Source organism: Vibrio sp. V30_P3S12P165 (genome assembly GCF_009904905.1).
In the GTDB taxonomy this organism is placed as follows: domain Bacteria; phylum Pseudomonadota; class Gammaproteobacteria; order Enterobacterales; family Vibrionaceae; genus Vibrio; species Vibrio fujianensis.
This window is the reverse complement of record NZ_WXWH01000036.1, coordinates 145135-162878: the sequence shown is the minus strand read 5'-3', so window position 1 is coordinate 162878 and position 17744 is coordinate 145135. Positions and strand designations below refer to the sequence as shown.

General features: G+C 43.9%; 15 protein-coding genes. 3 read left to right on the top strand and 12 right to left on the bottom strand.

Annotated elements, in window-relative coordinates:
- Window positions 1-33 precede the first annotated feature (33 nt).
- The 6 genes from CAG57_RS08050 to CAG57_RS08025 form a co-directional block, all read right to left on the bottom strand.
- The gene (locus CAG57_RS08050; RefSeq protein ID WP_161427521.1) at window positions 34-1911 is read right to left on the bottom strand and encodes a methyl-accepting chemotaxis protein; all 1878 of its coding nucleotides are present in this window, start codon (window positions 1909-1911) and stop codon (window positions 34-36) included.
- A 252-nt stretch (window positions 1912-2163) separates the two neighbouring features.
- Entirely contained in the window at window positions 2164-3648 is a 1485-nt protein-coding gene (locus CAG57_RS08045) for an AGE family epimerase/isomerase (RefSeq protein ID WP_161427522.1), read from the bottom strand.
- A 155-nt stretch (window positions 3649-3803) separates the two neighbouring features.
- Window positions 3804-4214 (bottom strand): VF530 family DNA-binding protein, encoded by a 411-nt coding sequence (locus tag CAG57_RS08040; RefSeq protein WP_170887110.1) that lies wholly within the window; start codon window positions 4212-4214, stop codon window positions 3804-3806.
- 108 nt (window positions 4215-4322) lie between these two features.
- A complete protein-coding gene (mgtE, locus tag CAG57_RS08035) occupies window positions 4323-5693 on the bottom strand; it encodes a magnesium transporter (protein WP_172953245.1) in 1371 nt (456 codons plus the stop codon).
- 18 nt (window positions 5694-5711) lie between these two features.
- On the bottom strand, window positions 5712-6212 hold the full coding sequence (locus tag CAG57_RS08030; RefSeq protein ID WP_099611960.1) for a hypothetical protein: 501 nt from the start codon (window positions 6210-6212) through the stop codon (window positions 5712-5714).
- A 535-nt stretch (window positions 6213-6747) separates the two neighbouring features.
- Window positions 6748-7071: a DOPA 4,5-dioxygenase family protein gene (locus CAG57_RS08025; protein WP_161431183.1), complete on the bottom strand. Its 324-nt coding sequence runs from the start codon at window positions 7069-7071 to the stop codon at window positions 6748-6750.
- A gap of 389 nt (window positions 7072-7460) precedes the next feature.
- On the opposite strand from CAG57_RS08025, the gene CAG57_RS08020 reads away from it, so the two are divergent.
- The 3 genes from CAG57_RS08020 to CAG57_RS08010 are packed head-to-tail and all read left to right on the top strand — an operon-like array spanning window position 7461 to window position 9817.
- On the top strand, window positions 7461-8189 hold the full coding sequence (locus tag CAG57_RS08020; protein ID WP_161428544.1) for a nucleoside recognition domain-containing protein: 729 nt from the start codon (window positions 7461-7463) through the stop codon (window positions 8187-8189).
- A gap of 2 nt (window positions 8190-8191) precedes the next feature.
- On the top strand, window positions 8192-8677 hold the full coding sequence (locus CAG57_RS08015; protein WP_161428543.1) for a YjiG family protein: 486 nt from the start codon (window positions 8192-8194) through the stop codon (window positions 8675-8677).
- A gap of 9 nt (window positions 8678-8686) precedes the next feature.
- Window positions 8687-9817 (top strand): M20 family metallopeptidase, encoded by a 1131-nt coding sequence (locus CAG57_RS08010; RefSeq protein WP_161428542.1) that lies wholly within the window; start codon window positions 8687-8689, stop codon window positions 9815-9817.
- Between the two features lie 72 nt (window positions 9818-9889).
- On the opposite strand, the gene CAG57_RS08005 is transcribed toward CAG57_RS08010, so the two are convergent.
- The 6 genes from CAG57_RS08005 to fliH form a co-directional block, all read right to left on the bottom strand.
- On the bottom strand, window positions 9890-10486 hold the full coding sequence (locus CAG57_RS08005; protein ID WP_161428541.1) for an acetate uptake transporter: 597 nt from the start codon (window positions 10484-10486) through the stop codon (window positions 9890-9892).
- A gap of 268 nt (window positions 10487-10754) precedes the next feature.
- Window positions 10755-12203: a chitinase gene (locus tag CAG57_RS08000; RefSeq protein WP_161428540.1), complete on the bottom strand. Its 1449-nt coding sequence runs from the start codon at window positions 12201-12203 to the stop codon at window positions 10755-10757.
- 127 nt (window positions 12204-12330) lie between these two features.
- Window positions 12331-15021 (bottom strand): DUF2339 domain-containing protein, encoded by a 2691-nt coding sequence (locus CAG57_RS07995; RefSeq protein WP_161427745.1) that lies wholly within the window; start codon window positions 15019-15021, stop codon window positions 12331-12333.
- A 183-nt stretch (window positions 15022-15204) separates the two neighbouring features.
- Window positions 15205-15645, bottom strand: a complete 441-nt coding sequence (gene fliJ, locus CAG57_RS07990) for a flagellar export protein FliJ (protein ID WP_099611956.1) — start codon at window positions 15643-15645, stop codon at window positions 15205-15207.
- Complete coding sequence (locus CAG57_RS07985; RefSeq protein ID WP_161427744.1) at window positions 15635-17002, bottom strand: FliI/YscN family ATPase; 1368 nt, start codon at window positions 17000-17002, stop codon at window positions 15635-15637. The genes fliJ and CAG57_RS07985 overlap by 11 nt, the downstream gene beginning before the upstream one ends.
- Complete coding sequence (gene fliH / locus CAG57_RS07980; protein ID WP_202597875.1) at window positions 16995-17723, bottom strand: flagellar assembly protein FliH; 729 nt, start codon at window positions 17721-17723, stop codon at window positions 16995-16997. Before fliH ends, CAG57_RS07985 begins: the two co-directional genes overlap by 8 nt.
- Window positions 17724-17744: the final 21 nt, after the last annotated feature.

The window sequence follows — 17744 nt, the reverse complement described above, 5'->3', positions numbered from 1 at the left end:
GGGCTTCTCGCCCCTTTTAATAGACTCTATCCGTTAAATTTTGAATTGTGAGACTTGCTCATGCAGTTGACTCGCCTGCGCACTTAATGACTGCGTAGCATCCATTAAGTTATGCGATGCTTGTTCTGTTTGAGAAGAGAGATCATTTATATTAACAACATTTTGGTTAATCAGCTCAGCAACGGAAGACTGCTCTTCAGCCGCAGTCGCAATTTGTAAATTCATATCAGCAATCAGGGTCACAGCTTGGTTAATTTGCTCTAACCGCGCAGCCATGTCTTCAGCCTTTGTAACCGTTGTTTGCGCAGCAGAGCGACTTTGTGACATCACGCTAACCACATTCTCTGTTTGCTTAAAGAGCCGGTCGACCACCTCTTGGATTTGCTGAGTGCTTTCTTGTGTTCGGCCAGCCAGACCTCGAACTTCATCAGCAACCACCGCAAAACCTCGTCCATGCTCACCCGCTCGAGCTGCTTCAATTGCCGCATTCAAAGCCAACAAATTGGTTTGCTCAGAAACAGAGCTAATGACATCTAGCATCCCAACAATATCTTGTGTACCGCTTTGTAATTCAGCAATGGTTGTACTGCTACCTTGCAAGGTATCATCTAGATTTTTCAGTTGTTGCAGTGTTTCGCGTAATAAGGTTTGGCCTTGTTTGGTTTGTGTATCCGCCTCTGATGCCTGACTTGCCGCTTCACTGGCATGGCTGGCCACTTCTTGTACGGTTGCTGTCATTTCATTCATCGCGGTGGCCACTTGCTCCGTCTCAGAGCTTTGTTGGGCAACCACTCCGGCACTTTGTTGAGTAATATCGGCTAATGTCGTTGATGCCGCAGAAACGGATTGAGCCGTATTATTAACTTCCTTAACTAATCGATGAATTTTTTCAACAAATGCATTAAATGCCTTAGCTATGGTGGCAATTTCGTCATCACCTTGTGCGGCGATTCTCTGAGTTAAATCACCTTCACCTTGACCGATATCCGTCATTGCCAAGCTAACTTCTTGCAATCGTTTAAAGCCTGATGCGCTAAAAAACCACATAATCGCAGCAGCTACCACGCCAATAATGATGACAACAATGATTGTCCATCGAATCATGCTATAGAGCCCCGATAAAGCATCTTGTTTATCTAACGCGATATTTAGCGACCAGTTAGTCCCTGGGATCGATTGACTGGTGAGATAAATCGCTTGTCCTTGCAGATCCAGTTCACGATCTCCTTTGTTTTGAATATCAGTCAACATCGTTTGAGTTAAGCTAGGATTAAGATCGCGCAAACTTTTTAACGTCATGTCTGGATTAGGATGCGCAATAATCTTGCCTGCACTATTGGTTAAAAAGGCAAAACTATGACGTGTTGGGGCAATGTCACGTACAGTATCGATAATAAAAGTCAGTGGCACATCACCAGCAATGACACCTCGATTTGCATTGGGGCCTAGACCATGGCTAAACGTCACCACTAAACGATTTTCACCACTCGCATCAAGATAAGGCACGGTAGCCAACACACCACTTTGCTGAGTTGCTAATCGATACCATTCACGAGAAAGCGGATTATAATCACTCGGCGGCTGCCATTCATCAGAGAAAATCGCCGAGCCATTTGGTCTAGCAAGATAAGTGGCTAAAAAGCCGCCGCCCTCACTCAATTGTTTCAACGCCGAAAGAGAATCCGTTTGCTCAATCACCTTGCCTGTCGCCGTGATCATTGCTTTACGTTCCTTCATCCAATTAGCGATAGCATTGGATTGCGATTGTAATTGCTGTTGTAAATTACGTGTTATTTGAGCTCGAAGAGTATCCGAACTGACACGAATGCTCAAAACAGCAGTGACTACCAGTGAAATCACAATTAAAGCGACACTGATCGCTGTGATTTTTGCGCGAAACGATTTAAACATCCTTGGCTCCCTAGCCTAACTATTTCATCAAACTCTTGAATACTTTTGTATCGGCTATCTTGCGTTAACCTTGAGAGACAAAAAGTAAACAGAATTATTTTCTTGTTCTGATTGTAGAACATAAGCTTGCTTATAGACTAGTATTTGTACACTGAACCGATCAATCATCCGAGTTATTAGAGCAAAATAATGTAACCTTCTATTGGTTAATATTAATACTGGTATTAGTGATTAAACCGTTAAGGGAGCCGATTACGGTTTGATCGCAGTAAACTCAACTTGCCAGCGAGGCAATCCATTCACCGTAGTTAATCGCTGCTGACTTTTTATCTGCCCTTGAAAATAATAGGGCGAAAGTTGATACGACTGAGGATCATCGATAGCAAAATACAGCCTAGCAGGGCGTTGGTTAAGCTGTTGCGCGGTTAAATAGCCTACAAGAGCGTGTTCAAACTGATGGTATCCATTGCCCCAGTGAAACGCCTTGGTTGATTTCGGATTTAATCCAACCCCACCATATTGATCATCAACCCAAACCTGCATAAAGGCTTTAGCTGTTGACTGTAATACCGGCTTAACTTGATCTTCAAGTAATGAAAGGGTCATTGCCGCTTGATCAAGTTCAGCCCATTCCCAAGAAGAGATACCATAACTGAATGGTCGATTACGCCATGCTTTGATCGAACTGGCTTGCCACTGCTCTTGCGTCATTTCTGGAACAAACCCTTTAATATCCGCGTAATTGGGAACATATTGTGCTTGCTCAATAATGTGTTGCATACCTTGCTTGGCGAGTTTTTGCCAATCTTGTCGTTGTAATAGTTCGCCGGTCAGGTAAGTCATCCAATACGCTTTAATCGTGTGTCCAAAATCATTATGTTTCGCTTGCTGATTCATCACCGCTGGATGATGAATCGCCCCATAAAAGCGTTGTTCTTGTGGGGCATAGTATTGCTTTAACATCGTATCGGTTAACCAAGATAAATCGGCCAGCCAACGGCTTTTATGTGGCTCAGGGAGCAGAGGAGCAACCAACAATAAATAGCCATTAATTTGATCGAGTTGCGCAACTAATTCACGCTGTTTAGTACTTTCACCATCACCATCCTTAAGTACCCAAGCTAACCCTTTGCCATCATCAAGCCGATAGTTATCAAAAATAAAACGCTGTTGGTTAATAAGTACTTTTTCAACCTCTAGATCACGCGTTAAATAATAATACATGGCAAGCCCTACCAGAGCATATGCTTGATCTTGCGAGGTTCGTTGTTGCCATTCTAAGCCCGCCTGACCATGCTCAGTAAAGCTGATAAAGCCGCCATGCTCTTTATCTTGCAATTGATTCATTAAATATTCAGTACCTGCCTTAGCTAATTGTAAAGCATGGGGATCACCAGTTAAGTGATAAAGCACACCATAAGCATACGTCTGCCGAGATTTCATCCGTGTATACTCACGACCAAAATAGGGCGTAATCCAATTTTTATTTAGCTCTTGGCATACTTTAGTGACATCTAAAATTTGCCCATTATCACATCGAAAGGTGGGAAAGTTTCCCATTGGGATGCCTTGAGCGCTTTGCATCATCCAATAGGGAGCGAGCCCTTGTTGAGCATGTACCAGCCAGGTTTTTCCGTCAGGAAAATCATGCGGCGAAAGTGATTGAGCATTGAGCCCCGCACACAATAACGCACCACTTAGAGCCACACCCCCAATTGGACAATATTTCTTCATCATAACCGTCCTTTACATAAATGAGTGAAAGACTATACAAAAGAGGCGTTGCACATTTCGTTGAGGAAATCACAGTTGTTTGACGAGCAAAATAAAAAGCCCAATATGAATTAACACATTGGGCTTTTTATTTACCTAATGACTCAATTTATTAGTCATCAACGGCGTAAATGACGTTCTCGTGCCGCTCGTTCTTTATGCGATGATGCTGCTTTGGCTTGTGATTTTAAAATTGAATCAACCGTCAACGCCATGGGTTGTTTCGGTTGAAGGCCATGAGGAAATGTTCGAGCCCGAGGAGATAGATCATACTCTTCAGCAGAAGCCCTTGGCATACGTTTAAATCGATATAGATAAAAGTTCTCTAGCTTCTCTCTTGCCCAATCGGTTTTCTTTAGATATTTAACGCTACTCGCTATCGATGGATTGGTATGAAAACAATTAAACCGCATAGCGGCGTCTAAGATATCCCAACCATAATAATCGACCAACTCTTGCAATAATATGTCTAACTTAAGACCGTGGAGCGGATTATTTTGTTGTAACTCAATTCGTTCTTGATCTGTCATTATTATGATGGCCTTATATGAAGGTAACAAGGCGCGGAATTCTAGCAGAGTTGAGCGACTTTCCCTATTGCTATTCTCTCTCAAATGATTCCGCGGCCTTACTCATGTTTAAGCATTAACTGGAAAATCGAGAATACTGGTCGCGACCGTGAAATAGATGATAACCCCGACCGCATCGGCAATGGTGGTGACCAGTGGCGCACTGGCAGACGCTGGATCAAACTTAAGTTTACTGAGAATAAACGGCAGTGACATCCCCACCAATGAACCAACCACCACCACGATTTGCATGGTTAACGCCACCACAAGAGCAATTTGAGGGCCGCCGCGCCATAAGCCAAGTAGCGAGACCGCAATCGCCATCGTGATACCCAGTAAACCGGCGATAAATAGCTCTTTCGCCAGCATTTTAGCCCAGTCTTTACCAATCACTTCACCGGTGGCAATCGCTCGAACCATCAAGGTTGCCGATTGTGCCCCCGCATTACCACTACTACCAATCAACAGGGGTAAGAAGAAAACCAGCGCGACATAAGCTTGAATGGTATCTTCAAAGTAGGCGATACCTGCACCAGAGAACAAGTTACCAAAGACCAGTAACACCAACCAAAAAACCCGCTTACGGTACATTAATCCAACCGAGGCTTCTTTTAAATTACCAGCAAAATCAACAGCTGCTGACTTATGGATATGTCGATCCGCTTCTTCTTCCGCCACGTCCATCGCATCATCATAGGTCACAATACCGACCATACGATTTTGATGATCTAACACAGGTAACGCGAGTAAGTCATACTTACTGATCGCCTGGGCAGCCACATTCTGCGCTTCATCGACTCGGACAAAGATCAGCACTTGCGTCATGATTTCTGCGACGGTTAAACTCGGCTCTGAGATAACCAAATCTCGCAATGATACCGTACCTTGCAAACGCATTTGTTCATCAACCACATACGCTTGATAAATGGTTTCCCGTTCACTGGCAATTTTCCGCAGTTGATTAATGGCTTCTTCTACGGTTTGCTGAGCAGTGAGCGTGGCAAAGTCAGAGGTCATGACTGCCCCGACACAATCTTCAGGGTACGAAACTAACCGTTCAATATCTCGCCGATCTTCATCATCCATTTGTTGCAGCACTTGGTGCTGAAATTCTGGCTCTAATTGGGTCAGTAAATCCGCTCGCTCATCGTGAGGCATTAATTCAGTGAGTTGCGCTAGCTCTTGCGCCTCGAATTGTTCCGCTAACTTTTCTTGCCATCCCAAAGAAAAATAGCCGAATAAGGCTGCTTGTTTTTCTAAAGGTAGCAATAGTAATAATTGACCAACCTGTTTGCTGGTGAGTTTTTGCTCAGTTAATAATTGAGTAAAAGCCTCTGCGCAATCCGCTAAAGGATGCTGCTGAATAAACTGCTGTATATCTTGTTGATTTTGACTGAAATGAAGTGCCATCAAGGCTTGAGTCATGATTGTGGTTTGCATCGAAAAATCCTCATACGATTAGTTCCAGAAACGAACCAATCGCTTCCAGCCTGATGGTTGTAACACCGTCGGTGTATTAAATTCTGCTTGACGGTGAATAATCGTACGTGCAGCCGATATATCTAACATGCCCACCACACGGTGTCGGCTATCCAACACAGGCAACACTGGCCAACGACTTTGACGTAGCTTTAATGCAGCAGGATAATCTTCATCTAAGGCAAAAGTGTAATGATGTACGCCTTGGCATAAAGATGAAACAGGTTCCGTTGGTTCGGCAAACAATAGGCTTTTCATTGAAACAAGGCCTTGATATTCGCTATTACTGTTTATTAGCACCACCACATGTAACGTTGATAAAAACGATGTACAGCCTTTCAACATGGCGATAACTTCGCCAACCGTTAAATCAATACTCACCCCAAAAAACTCCCTTTTTATATGGCTTTGTACTGCATGTTGCACCGGTGTACGTGCTTTTTTAACCTGAGAAATACGGTTAAGACGAAATGTTGTCATTTTTGTTTCTCCTGAGTTGAGCTCAGGACAAAGAAACCCAATAACCAAATAAGCGAAGTTTGAATCGCTTATATTCTTGTTTTGGTAACGACGTGTCGGCTCAAAATATGAGCATCAGTCATAGGTTACGTTAGGCATATATGCTTTAACGCAAAGTATTAACGTATGGAATTAACGATGGAAGAAAAAGAAGAGTTCGCTTTGCCAAGATTTTTATTACCTGACATAAGCTAAAAATTTAGCGGCAGGTTAATAAGAAACCGTTGGTGTTTTCGAACCATCGAAAAGACCATACTGTGATATTCGACTACTCGACGAGTCCATAGGTTTCTGTTGTACCTCGAAAAATTAACTGGAATAGGTAGATTAACGGAAAAGTGTGATACTAAATAATGTCATCTACCGTGTTTAAGCGTGCAAAATGGTATTGCTCAACTGGTTGAAAGTCAACCTAAAATTAATCGATCCTACCAATTTTTTATCCCCTCACGGTTCAATCAATAGCATCCTTATGCTGATAACACCTTTAAACGAATTAACCAAGTTTATCTAAGTTAACACCGAGTATAGTTCCTAACCATCGAACTTGTGTTGCACTATGATCGTAAGCATCATCCCCTGAAACTGGATGGATCAACACACTTAGATCGCCGCGAGCCTTATCCAGCCAATCAATCAAGGATTTTTGCTGTTCCGTGAAGTGAATTTCAAACATCGGTTTACGGTGCGGCCCCACTAAACGAGGAACCAATGGAAACATTGCGCGAATCTTATCACTACATTCGGTCATAATTCTGCGCTGCAAAGCATCCGCTAGTGGCTGCTGAGGTAAATCAAAATAAACATGGGCGTGATACATCATCATTTTTCATCCTCTCCTTTATATCTTGCCACAATTGTACCGGACATTTTTCATTACCCATCCTCTGTTTCATGTTCAACTCAATCAATTTTTTTGAATGACTCACAGCGTAATATCTCAAACTGATTCGTCACCCTCCCCTTAGGTTAAATTGATACTCATGCATTTTCATTTATCTCATTGAGGTTGTTACCAACCTTGCTTTATAAAAGCAAGGTAAATCACGCAGAATATAAGTGGAATATTTTATATTTGATAGTAATCACAAAACTTAAAACCAATAATAAGCCAAACCGCCATTCATTCATTCCATTGACACGGATCATCCTTATAAGCACCAAGACAAGAGAAGATGAATACTGTCTTTACTGATATAGGGCTTTACTATGACAAATCCTATTGCACCTGAAAGAAAAGTAACTTGGGCCAGTTATCTCGCCTTAGCATTTGCGGTGATATTTTTTTCCGGATTGCTGCAATCCAATCAATGGTATGGTGTATTTGACTTCACCACACTGAACGGTTCATTCGGCAAAGTCGCCTATAGCGTGAGTGAAACTGCCGATGGAGTGCAAACCGCTACCACCTCTTTTCGTGGTCATGGTGGGAGTGGTGCTCGAGATGGATTCATCTTTGCTCTTTCACTCATTCCTACCGTTATGTTTGCTTTGGGGATGATCAATGTTCTTGAACAATACGGCGCTCTTGATGCCGCTCGAAAATTATTAACGCCTCTTCTACGCCCACTCATGAATATTCCAGGCAATACTGGTTTAGCGCTCATTGCTTCTTTGCAAAGTACCGATGCGGGGGCAGCAATGACACGTAAACTAAAAGATGAAGGACATATTAGTAAAAGAGAAACCGATATATTTACTATGTTTCAGTTTACGGCAGGAGCCACTATCGTTAATTTCTTTTCATCTGGAGCCGTTCTTTTTACCCTAACGCTCGCTGATGGTTCCTTAGCCGTGACCTCGTCTATTGGTTTAGCCATTGCCGTCATGTTTATTTTTAAAATTATTGGTGCCAATATTTTCCGTATTTATTTAAATCTAACAGAAGGAAAAGATACACCTCCCACTGCCACTCATCCCCCCAAAGGGAGGGTTTAACCATGAGCAACCCAGCAAAAACTTCATCCCCTTCGACAAAAAAACCTATGGTAACCGATGTATTTGTTGAGGGAGCCAAAAAAGGTTGGGTCATTGCAACAACCTCAACCGTCCCCAATGTGCTGATGGCTTTTGTCATTATCAAAGCATTACAGATAACGGGGGCTCTTGACCTTATTGGCGTTTTATTCTCACCCATCATGGCACTATTTGGTTTACCCGGTGAAGCAGCGGCTGTCTTGATTGGTGCTTGGATGTCCATGGGGGGTGCTGTCGGCGTGGTGATAACGCTTTTTGACCAAGGTATTTTAACCGGTGAACATATCGCGATACTCGCGCCTGCTATTTATTTAATGGGCTCACAAGTTCAATACATTGGCCGAATTATGGGGGCTATTGGTACAGAAGGTCGCTACATTCCAATTATGATCATTATCTCTATTTTGAATGCCTTCGGTGCAATGTTAGTTATGAATTTATTGGTTTAGGAGTCAATTATGTCATTCTCATTAGTAGAATATTTAGATGAATTACGTCCACTCATCAATGTAGACTGTGGTACTTATACGCTTGATGGTATCAAATATATCGCCGAACAATTTGAAGCTAAGTTTCTAGCACTGCCCGGCTGGCAAGTCACCCAGGTTGACTGTGATAAAGCTGGTATCGGTTTAGAGATTCGTAATCAACCGCAGAACGATAATATTGATGTGATGTTGATTGGTCACATGGATACTGTTTTTGCACCGGGAACCGCTAGTCAACGCCCGATGACCATCGATGAGCATAAAGCTTACGGTCCAGGCGTATCTGATATGAAATCGGGCCTACTTAATATTGTTTTTGCAATGCGTCATCTTAATCCTGCCATTTTAGACAAATTATCGATTTGTATCTGTATGAATCCAGATGAGGAGATCGGATCGTTATATTCCAGTCAATGGTTACAACAAGTGGCTAAAAAATCACGCCATGTTTTAGTTGCTGAAGCCGCTCGTGCCGATGGTAGCTTAGTTAAAGCACGTAAAGGGATGGCTCGTTATAAACTTGAATTTACCGGCCTCGCAGCACACGCAGGTAATGAACCAGAAAAAGGGCGCAGTGCCATTACAGAAATGGCACACTGGATTTTAGCTGCCAATCGTTTAACCAACTTTGAATCAGGTACTACCCTGAATGTCGGTATGGTTTCCGGAGGGGCTGGAGCCAATATCGTTCCAGAAAAAGCTCAGGCAATCATCGATGTCCGTTTTTGGGACAATGACGAATATAGCGCATTGGATCAACAACTCCATCAATGGTTAACGACGCCTTTTATTGATGGCGTGACCATTAACTTGCAACGTGAAGCCTATAAGCCATCGATGGTTCCAAGCCCTCAAACCGAGTCACTAATGCAAATAGTCGAGCAGGCAGGCCAAGAAATCGGCATCGAGGTAAACTGGCAAGCAGTTGGAGGCGGCTCCGATGCCAATGCAACCGCTATTTTAGGTATTCCAACATTAGACGGTTTTGGCCCCGTCGGTGCAGGGTTCCACAGTGAGAAAGAATATTTGCAATTAGACTCTATTGAGCCACGTATTCAATTGCTTATCCGAGTACTAGAAAAATTAGCTGATGTAAAATAAAAATCACCTCAACCATCTACTCATCCATCGTCAAAAGGGAAACCTCGTCGTTTCCCTTTTCGTTGACCATTATTAAGCGGCGACCTTTTGCGTCACCGGCGCTACCTCTTTTTTCTTAGCACCAATCGGTAAAATAGTGCGTCCATACTCATGGTTAATCACTTGTGCCATAGCAAAATAAATCGCACTTGCACCACAGAAAATCCCTTCAAAACCGGCAATCACACCAATGAATTCACTGCCCGTGAAATCACGAATCGCGAGTAAGGCAAACAAAATCGTTAAAGAACCAAACACCACTTGTTTCGCAACAGGGTAACAGAGTGAACCAATAAACATAAAGCCAGTGAAGATCCCCCATAAAAGTAAATACCAGCCCATAGAGTAGGCCGAGCTGGCAGGTAATCCCATATAGGGCATAACAATCAGACCCACCAGCGTGAGCCAGAACAGACCATAAGAAGTAAAGGCCGTCGTGCCGAAGGTATCACCTCGTTTAAAACACATGATGCCAACAATGACTTGGCTAAGACCGCCGTAAAAAATACCCATGGCTAAAATCATCGAATCAATCGGAAAGAACCCTGCATTATGGATATTAAGCAGAATGGTTGTCATACCGAACCCCATCAAACCTAGCGGTGCTGGGTTAGCTAATTGAGTAGACATGCAAATTACCTTACAAAAATGTTAATAAAAAAGCGCGCGGATTCTATTGAACAAGTCATGAAAAAGAAAAACTCATTATTGAAAAATTAGATTCCCAAAAGCAGGCCGAATTATATAGAAGAATAACGTAGAAGATAGAAGAAATTTCAGCCCTATTTCTTAGCTTTCGAGCTGATGTTTGCAGCAGTTTGTGGTGTCTTTATACAAGGTAGAAAGGGGCCACGGCCACAAACACAGCCCGAAGGGGTTGGCTAAAAGTATTAATCGCTTAAGATTGAACTAAAAACCATGGGTCTCCTTGAGAGGGAAGATTTCCTTGTGACCACCATTTCACCTGATAAATCGCGCCTTCATAGGTAACTTGATCCCCCGCATAGTAAATCTTATTCGCTTGCCATACCTCAACACCATCAATCGGTGGTTCACTCGGCTGTTCTGACTCTGTTGGCGTTAATTCATCAACCACACGTACCTTAGGCCAGCTGGCGTGTGACTGATACAAATTAGTTACGCACTTTTCATAATCCCCTTCAACTAATGCTGAGTATGCCGTCTGAAATCCAACTAAGTTACATTCAAATGAATAACCACCAGGACGGTCTGGATAATAGCGCCAGTTACCATCCCAATTGGTATATAATACATCCGTTGCGCCATTTAAGTTTAAGCTGCCATAAGGCGTTTGTTGCCAGCAAGTATTCTGCTCATCCGCTTCAATTGGGATCTGATAGTGTTCAGCCAAACCTTCCCAATAACGGATCCGATTAACGGGCTGGCCTTTGTTTTTATTTTGTTCACCACACTCGATACCGCCATTAATCACATTGATGGTGGTGCCAAATCCATAACCAATACCTGCGTCTAATTCACGCTGAGAAGGAACCCACGTCCTATCAATAACATGTAACATTGCCGGTTTAGGCGCTTGCGGCGTTAAGAAAAACCAAATTGCTGAAGCAAGATTAAGCCAAGAGTCGGCGACTAATCCGGGATTATTTAGTAGTACAGAAGCATCCCCATCAAACATCACTTCAGAAAATGCGCCGTAGTTAAAATGGTAAGAAAGTTGCTTGGCTCCACGACCAAAATAACCTTGTCCATCACCACAAGGCCATTTGCGATTTTGCCAATCATTTTGCCCACACCCGGTGGTATAACCGAGTTGTCCTTCCGACCAGCCCATTTCCCGAACATGGACAAGCGCTTGCTGCCACTCTTCCAATCCAAGTGGATTATCGGAAATATTGTCTTTCGCAATATGGCCCCCCGTTTCTTGGGCAAAATGCGCAAAAGCCGTGATCAGCGACTTTTTACAAATCGCATCGGCATCACGTCCATCACTGTAATCACCGCAAAAAGCGGGAAACTTGCCAATGGCTCTTAAAAATCGGGTATAGGTGTATTCAGGAGCGGCCATATGAGTAAGAAAATTCCACTCATGTTCAGGAAAAACCCGTTCCACACGTTGCACGTTGTCGGGGTTTGTCGCTTGGCCCGGTTCAATCGCCTCGACGACTGAGTTGGGCCGAGTTGCTAAAGCATTTGCCCATATGGCATACATCGGATTCGCTGTTTTTTCTTTTTCGACCGCTTGCAAATCAGAACGAGCGATAAGATAACCATCTGGCGTTTCAGGATCAGGTTGGATATTCATTGCAGCAAAAACGGGGAACGCGCCGACCCCGCACAACCATGCAACCGTTTTTCTTTTAAACATCTTCACATCCTTCATCACATTACAACAAAATCATCCTCACTGAGCATAGTATTGAACTAATGACGATTGATGAATCAATGTAAATTATTTATCCAAATGCGAGACACCTCTTAATCACTGACACGGCTTAAGGTTTCAAACTCTGCGCCTCAGTAGTCGAGATTAATGATCGGTTAAGCTTTTGAAACAACCAACCGAGCGCAATTAATGATGCACCCAAACCTAAAAAGCTCACCGCACGCCAAAAGCCATTAAGCGAGCTGACATCCCATAAAAAGACTTTTAGCGCGACGCCAGCCAATATCGCGACACCAACCCGTTGCAAAATGGGGACATGACGAGTCGCCGCATACCAAGTCAATACACCACCGACCAATAAACCGGCCATTGAATAGCTGAATAATTCGGCCATCCCGGTCGGTTGCCATAATGTCATCGATGTAGACTGCCAGAATTGGCGTATCGACATCCCCAACCAAAGTGCAGCCAATATTGCGCTCGTAATAGCAAGCCACTGACGTTGAATCGCTAAAGTTGGCCAGCGTTTAGCTACCACGACGGCGAGAATCGAGGCTGGTAATAGCCAACCTAAAGTCAACATGTTGACAATTGGCAGCGCTTGAGCCGATACATGGTTGACCCAAAGTGGAGATTCAAAGGTATTGAGTAACAGCATCAAGCCAGCGAAAACGCCCCATAGTAAGTAACTATATCCTTGATAAATTGGCGTCAGTTTTTGCGCAAACTGGCTCCGATAACTGTATATCAAGCCCATCACTAACGCCTGATTGGCGAAAATAATTGCTGAGGTAAAATCAATCGCCCCCCAATAACCATATTGTCCAGTAAGCGCATAATGGGTTTGGGTAAACAGTGCCATTAGTAGCAGATGCAAACAGGCACCTTCAAACCAGTTAGACAGTTCTGTGTTAATTATTTTTAATCGAGTGCGGGCATATATCAGGATAAATAATGCCGGGAAATAACTAACGACACCCCAAAGCCAATTAGCGTTTGCCGCTGGTTGCCACGCGGGAACAAAAGGTAACAACGTCAAGCGGAGCACTAATACACTCATTGCAACCTTCACTATCCAGCTAGCAGGTGAGAAAATTCGATGCTGGATCTGCATCGTCATCACTAGGATCTGAACCGCAATGGCCATGGTCAACTCAATGTCATTCAGCCACACCCATAAACAACCAACAACCATTCCATGCACGATACCAGAGCAATGCTCGCTTAATGAATGAAAACGTCGAGCTAGCAGATAATATCCTCCAGAAATGCACAGCGAAAAAACAGTCCAAGACCAAGCATAATCAGGAATAAATACATCTAAATAAACCAGACTAATCAGGCTGATAAGTGGTACTAATACTAGTAATGTTCGAGTTGTAAACGCTGAACTATCATGCCGAGCCTGACTAAACAAACGTAGACCAATCACCACTATACAAAGGGCGAAAACCGACCAAATCACCGATTGCCACTGTAATGAATAAAGCGCATCACATACCAGCGTAAGAGCCAAAACAGCCACAGCACCAGCAATTATTGTTGGGAGAAACACTCGTAATGACCACGATTTACGTAGGGCTGGTAGACAAATGACTGCCATCAAGAGTCCGTAAAAATAAAGAATGTGTAATAGCGTCAATTGATCGATTTTGGTGACCGATTGCAGCACCATAAAGGTCATCGCAACGGAAATAAAAACAGGCGAGTGAGACCAACGCCTTTGGCAATGACGATAGCGAGGGTGAAGCAACCACCCCATTCTCGGGACAAGAAAAAGAAGATAGAGCGTCAAAGAAAGGTAAAGGATAAGCCAAGAGAAAAGCAGTTGTTGTGGTATCCACGCAATCATCATTACCATCCATACCATATGGGGTAACGCAATACTTGGTGCTAACCACGCTTTACGCATAAATTGCATTAATAATGTGGCAGCGATAGAAATGAATGCAATGTAACCGGCTAAAAGAAAATAATTAGGCTCACTACTGTTGATCCACAATGGTGCTGAATACCCGCCGATCAACCCCAGCACTGCCATTAAAGGCCCTTGGCGCATAGACAATGCCAAGCTAGTTAGCGCAGCAACGGCAAGAATCAGCAGAGAAAGGCCGGGGCTCAGCATTTGGTAAAGAATAAAAGCAAAAATAACGGTACAGTACACGCCCATTAATCCCGTCGCAGTAACGGCGGCGGGAACGTAGGTAAACTCTTTCCAGCGCATCGCACGCGTTTGCACTGTTTGCTCTCGACGATGAAACCATTCGCCAGCAAAAATAACCGTCAGAGAAAGAGCCGCAGCCAACAGAACTCTCATCAATGGAGAAAACTCAATCTGACTGCCAATAACCTGCACCAGATAACCACTGCCAACCAACATAGCAAGTGCACCAATCCAAACGAGCCAATGCTCTCTAAAATTCGTGACGAAACGACCGGCTTGTTTTTCAAGCCAGCTTTTCTCATGGGTAACTAAACTCGAGACAGATACATGTTCTGTTGATCTTGTCTCAGATAACGCAGGCTGTTTTTCAATGACCGTCTCTTGTTCATAGTTTGAACACTCGCTTGGCGAAGGAACGTTATCAACATGAGCGGATGGCATGCTAGGTTGAGCATCAGCAACAGACTCTGCAGGATCGGGCGAGGCTTGAGTAGGCTCAGTTGGATTAAACAATTGGCTATGCAGCAACCGTAATTGACGTTCAAGCAAAGAAAGCCGAAGTTCTAATTTGGATAGTCGCCTCGTGGCATGAAATCCATACAGCAATGCAGCAAGTGCAATTAATGTAATAACCAAGCGTTTTCTCCCTATGTGATTGTCGATCCCTTAGCTTGCATTTAGGAACAGGCATTGTTGAGGTATGGATATTATATCAACAGAAAAACAATGCAACCGTATGTATAAATTCCCGCTAGGGCCATTTCCATTGATGATAAACAACACCACGAAGAGATGATGACATCATTCACTGTCACTTGACTATGGTGTTTTTCTCTTCAAACGCGAATTGATGATATCTTCTATCAGTTTTTGCTCTTTCTTCGCTTTTTCATAACGCTGCTTCGCTCGCCAGCGATCAAGGACTTTTTCTAGCCCTTGAACTCGAGCATGCTTATGGGCTAGCTGTTTTTGCATTGACGAGCACTGTGCTTCAATCACGGCTTGTTCATGTTCATGGTGCAAGAGCAATTTTTGGAGCATTTGATCAACTCGATTTAAATTCATCAATGTCGTGCTATTTAATCTTGGCGTCATCAATGCTGATTGACTGGAATCATGCTTCAGCGCAGACAATTTTTCGAGTTGGGTCTGTAAATGAGCGTGCCGTTGCCGAGTCTCATCAAGTTCTACCCCGATCCGATCACGCTGTTTTTCTTCCATCAATTGCAATTTACCGACAGCTTTTAGCTTAGCTTCCATCATTTCTCACCGACTGTGATTGAAATAACTGAGCAAGCTGAGTCAAGCTGGTCGAATAGTCGACCGATTCATTCGCGGCTTGTTGTAAGTAGTTTCTTAACTGAGGATAAATTGCTACCGAGCGATCCAGTTCAGGATCTTGCCCTGGTTGATACCCCCCTAATGGCAGTAACTCTTTTACTTGCAGGTAATTTGAATAAAGCAACCTGAATTGATTAGCAATGGTATTGTGGGTATCTTGCGTGCACGCAGTCATACAGCGACTGATTGAAGCATTGATGTCAATTGCAGGATAGTGCCCTTGTTCGGCAAGCTGACGTGACAAGACAATGTGCCCATCAAGGATAGCGCGAGCAGAATCCACCACCGGATCTTGCTGATCATCCCCTTCGGCTAACACCGTGTAAATTGCCGTCATGCTGCCATGTAGATTATCGCTATTGCCCGCTCTCTCAAGTAATTGTGGAAGCATGCCAAAAACTGACGGTGGATATCCTCTTGATGCCGGTGGTTCACCTAGCGATAAGGCAATTTCACGCTGAGCCATGGCGTAACGAGTTAATGAATCCATCAACAGTAGTACATCCTTGCCTTGATCACGGAAATATTCCGCCACACGATGGCATAATAAAGTGGCACGTAATCGCATTAACGGTGATTCATCAGCAGGGGCGGCAATAACAATCGCTTTTCGACGCGTTTCTGGGGTAAAGTTACGTTCAACAAACTCCCTGACTTCTCTGCCCCGCTCACCAATTAAGCCGACAACGATAACATCCGCCTCGGTATTTTGCGTGATCATTCCCATTAAAACGCTTTTTCCCACGCCACTACCAGCCATCAGGCCAATTCGTTGACCTTTTCCTACTGTCAGCAACCCATTGATCGCCCTGACCCCAACATTAAGAGGGGTATCGACTGAGCGGCGTTTTAATGGGTTAATTGGCTTGGGTTCAAGAGAGACTCGCTCACCGCCTTTTAATGCAGGCCCGTCATCCAATGCTTCACCAAGACCATTGACGACACGGCCGAGCCATTGACTACTTAATTGCACGGTACTATCGCCATCAAGCGGAATCACTTTCGCTCCCGCAAATAAGCCGCCTAAACGGCGAATCGGCATCAAATAAGCAACGGTATGGTCAAACCCTACTACCTGAGCTTCGATCATATCGCCTTCATCAGTCTCAACCAAACAACGCTGTTCCAACTTAAAACGGCAACCAACAGCTTGCAGCATTAAACCGCTCACTTTGACTAGTCGACCGGTAACTCGAGCAATAGGCACTGAATCCAGCGAGGCAATGGCCTCACTCATTCGCTCATTTAACAAATCTCGAAATGCAGGATTACTCATTAACAACGTCTGCCTGCGGAAGCACCACTTCGTCTAAAAGATGTTGCTTGATATTATCCATACAATCTTCTAGGCGAGAATGGCAACTGGCATCGGCTTCTGCATCCTCAGTCACTAGATGACACCCTCCCACTGGCAACTCCGGTTTAGCAACCAGCTTCCAGCTTGCTGCTAGCTCCGTATTAATCTGAGTAATACGTTCTAAATCTTGCGGGTTAAGATAAACCGTCACGGTCTCATGTTTACCCGGCATCGCTTCTAACGTCTCATCGACTAAGGCTAGAATTTGCTGCGGCATCAAAGTTAACTCAGCACGAATCACTTGCTGGGCTACCTTTTGTACCAACTGACAAATAACATGGCGTTGTTGTTGTTCTTTTTCGACTTGCCAACGCGATAATGCTTTATATAACTCATGAACCGGTTGAACCGCCTCTGTGAACATTTTTTTTCCTGCTTGTTCACCAGAAACAAATCCTTTTTGGAAACCTTCTTTCTGTCCTTCAAGCACTCCTTGCTGAACGCCTTGGTCTAATCCCTGACGAAATCCCTCTTCATGGCCTTGCTCCATTCCTTGCTGAAAGCCCGCTTCTAAACGTTGCTGTAAGTCAATTGGCGACGTTGGCTGTTCACTCTCTAGACTCAATCGCTCATCAATCGTATTCGCTTGCGCTAAAGGTGGAAACCGATGACGACGATAAGCCGCTGGGGATAAGCGCATTTTTTTTGCCATGAACATATT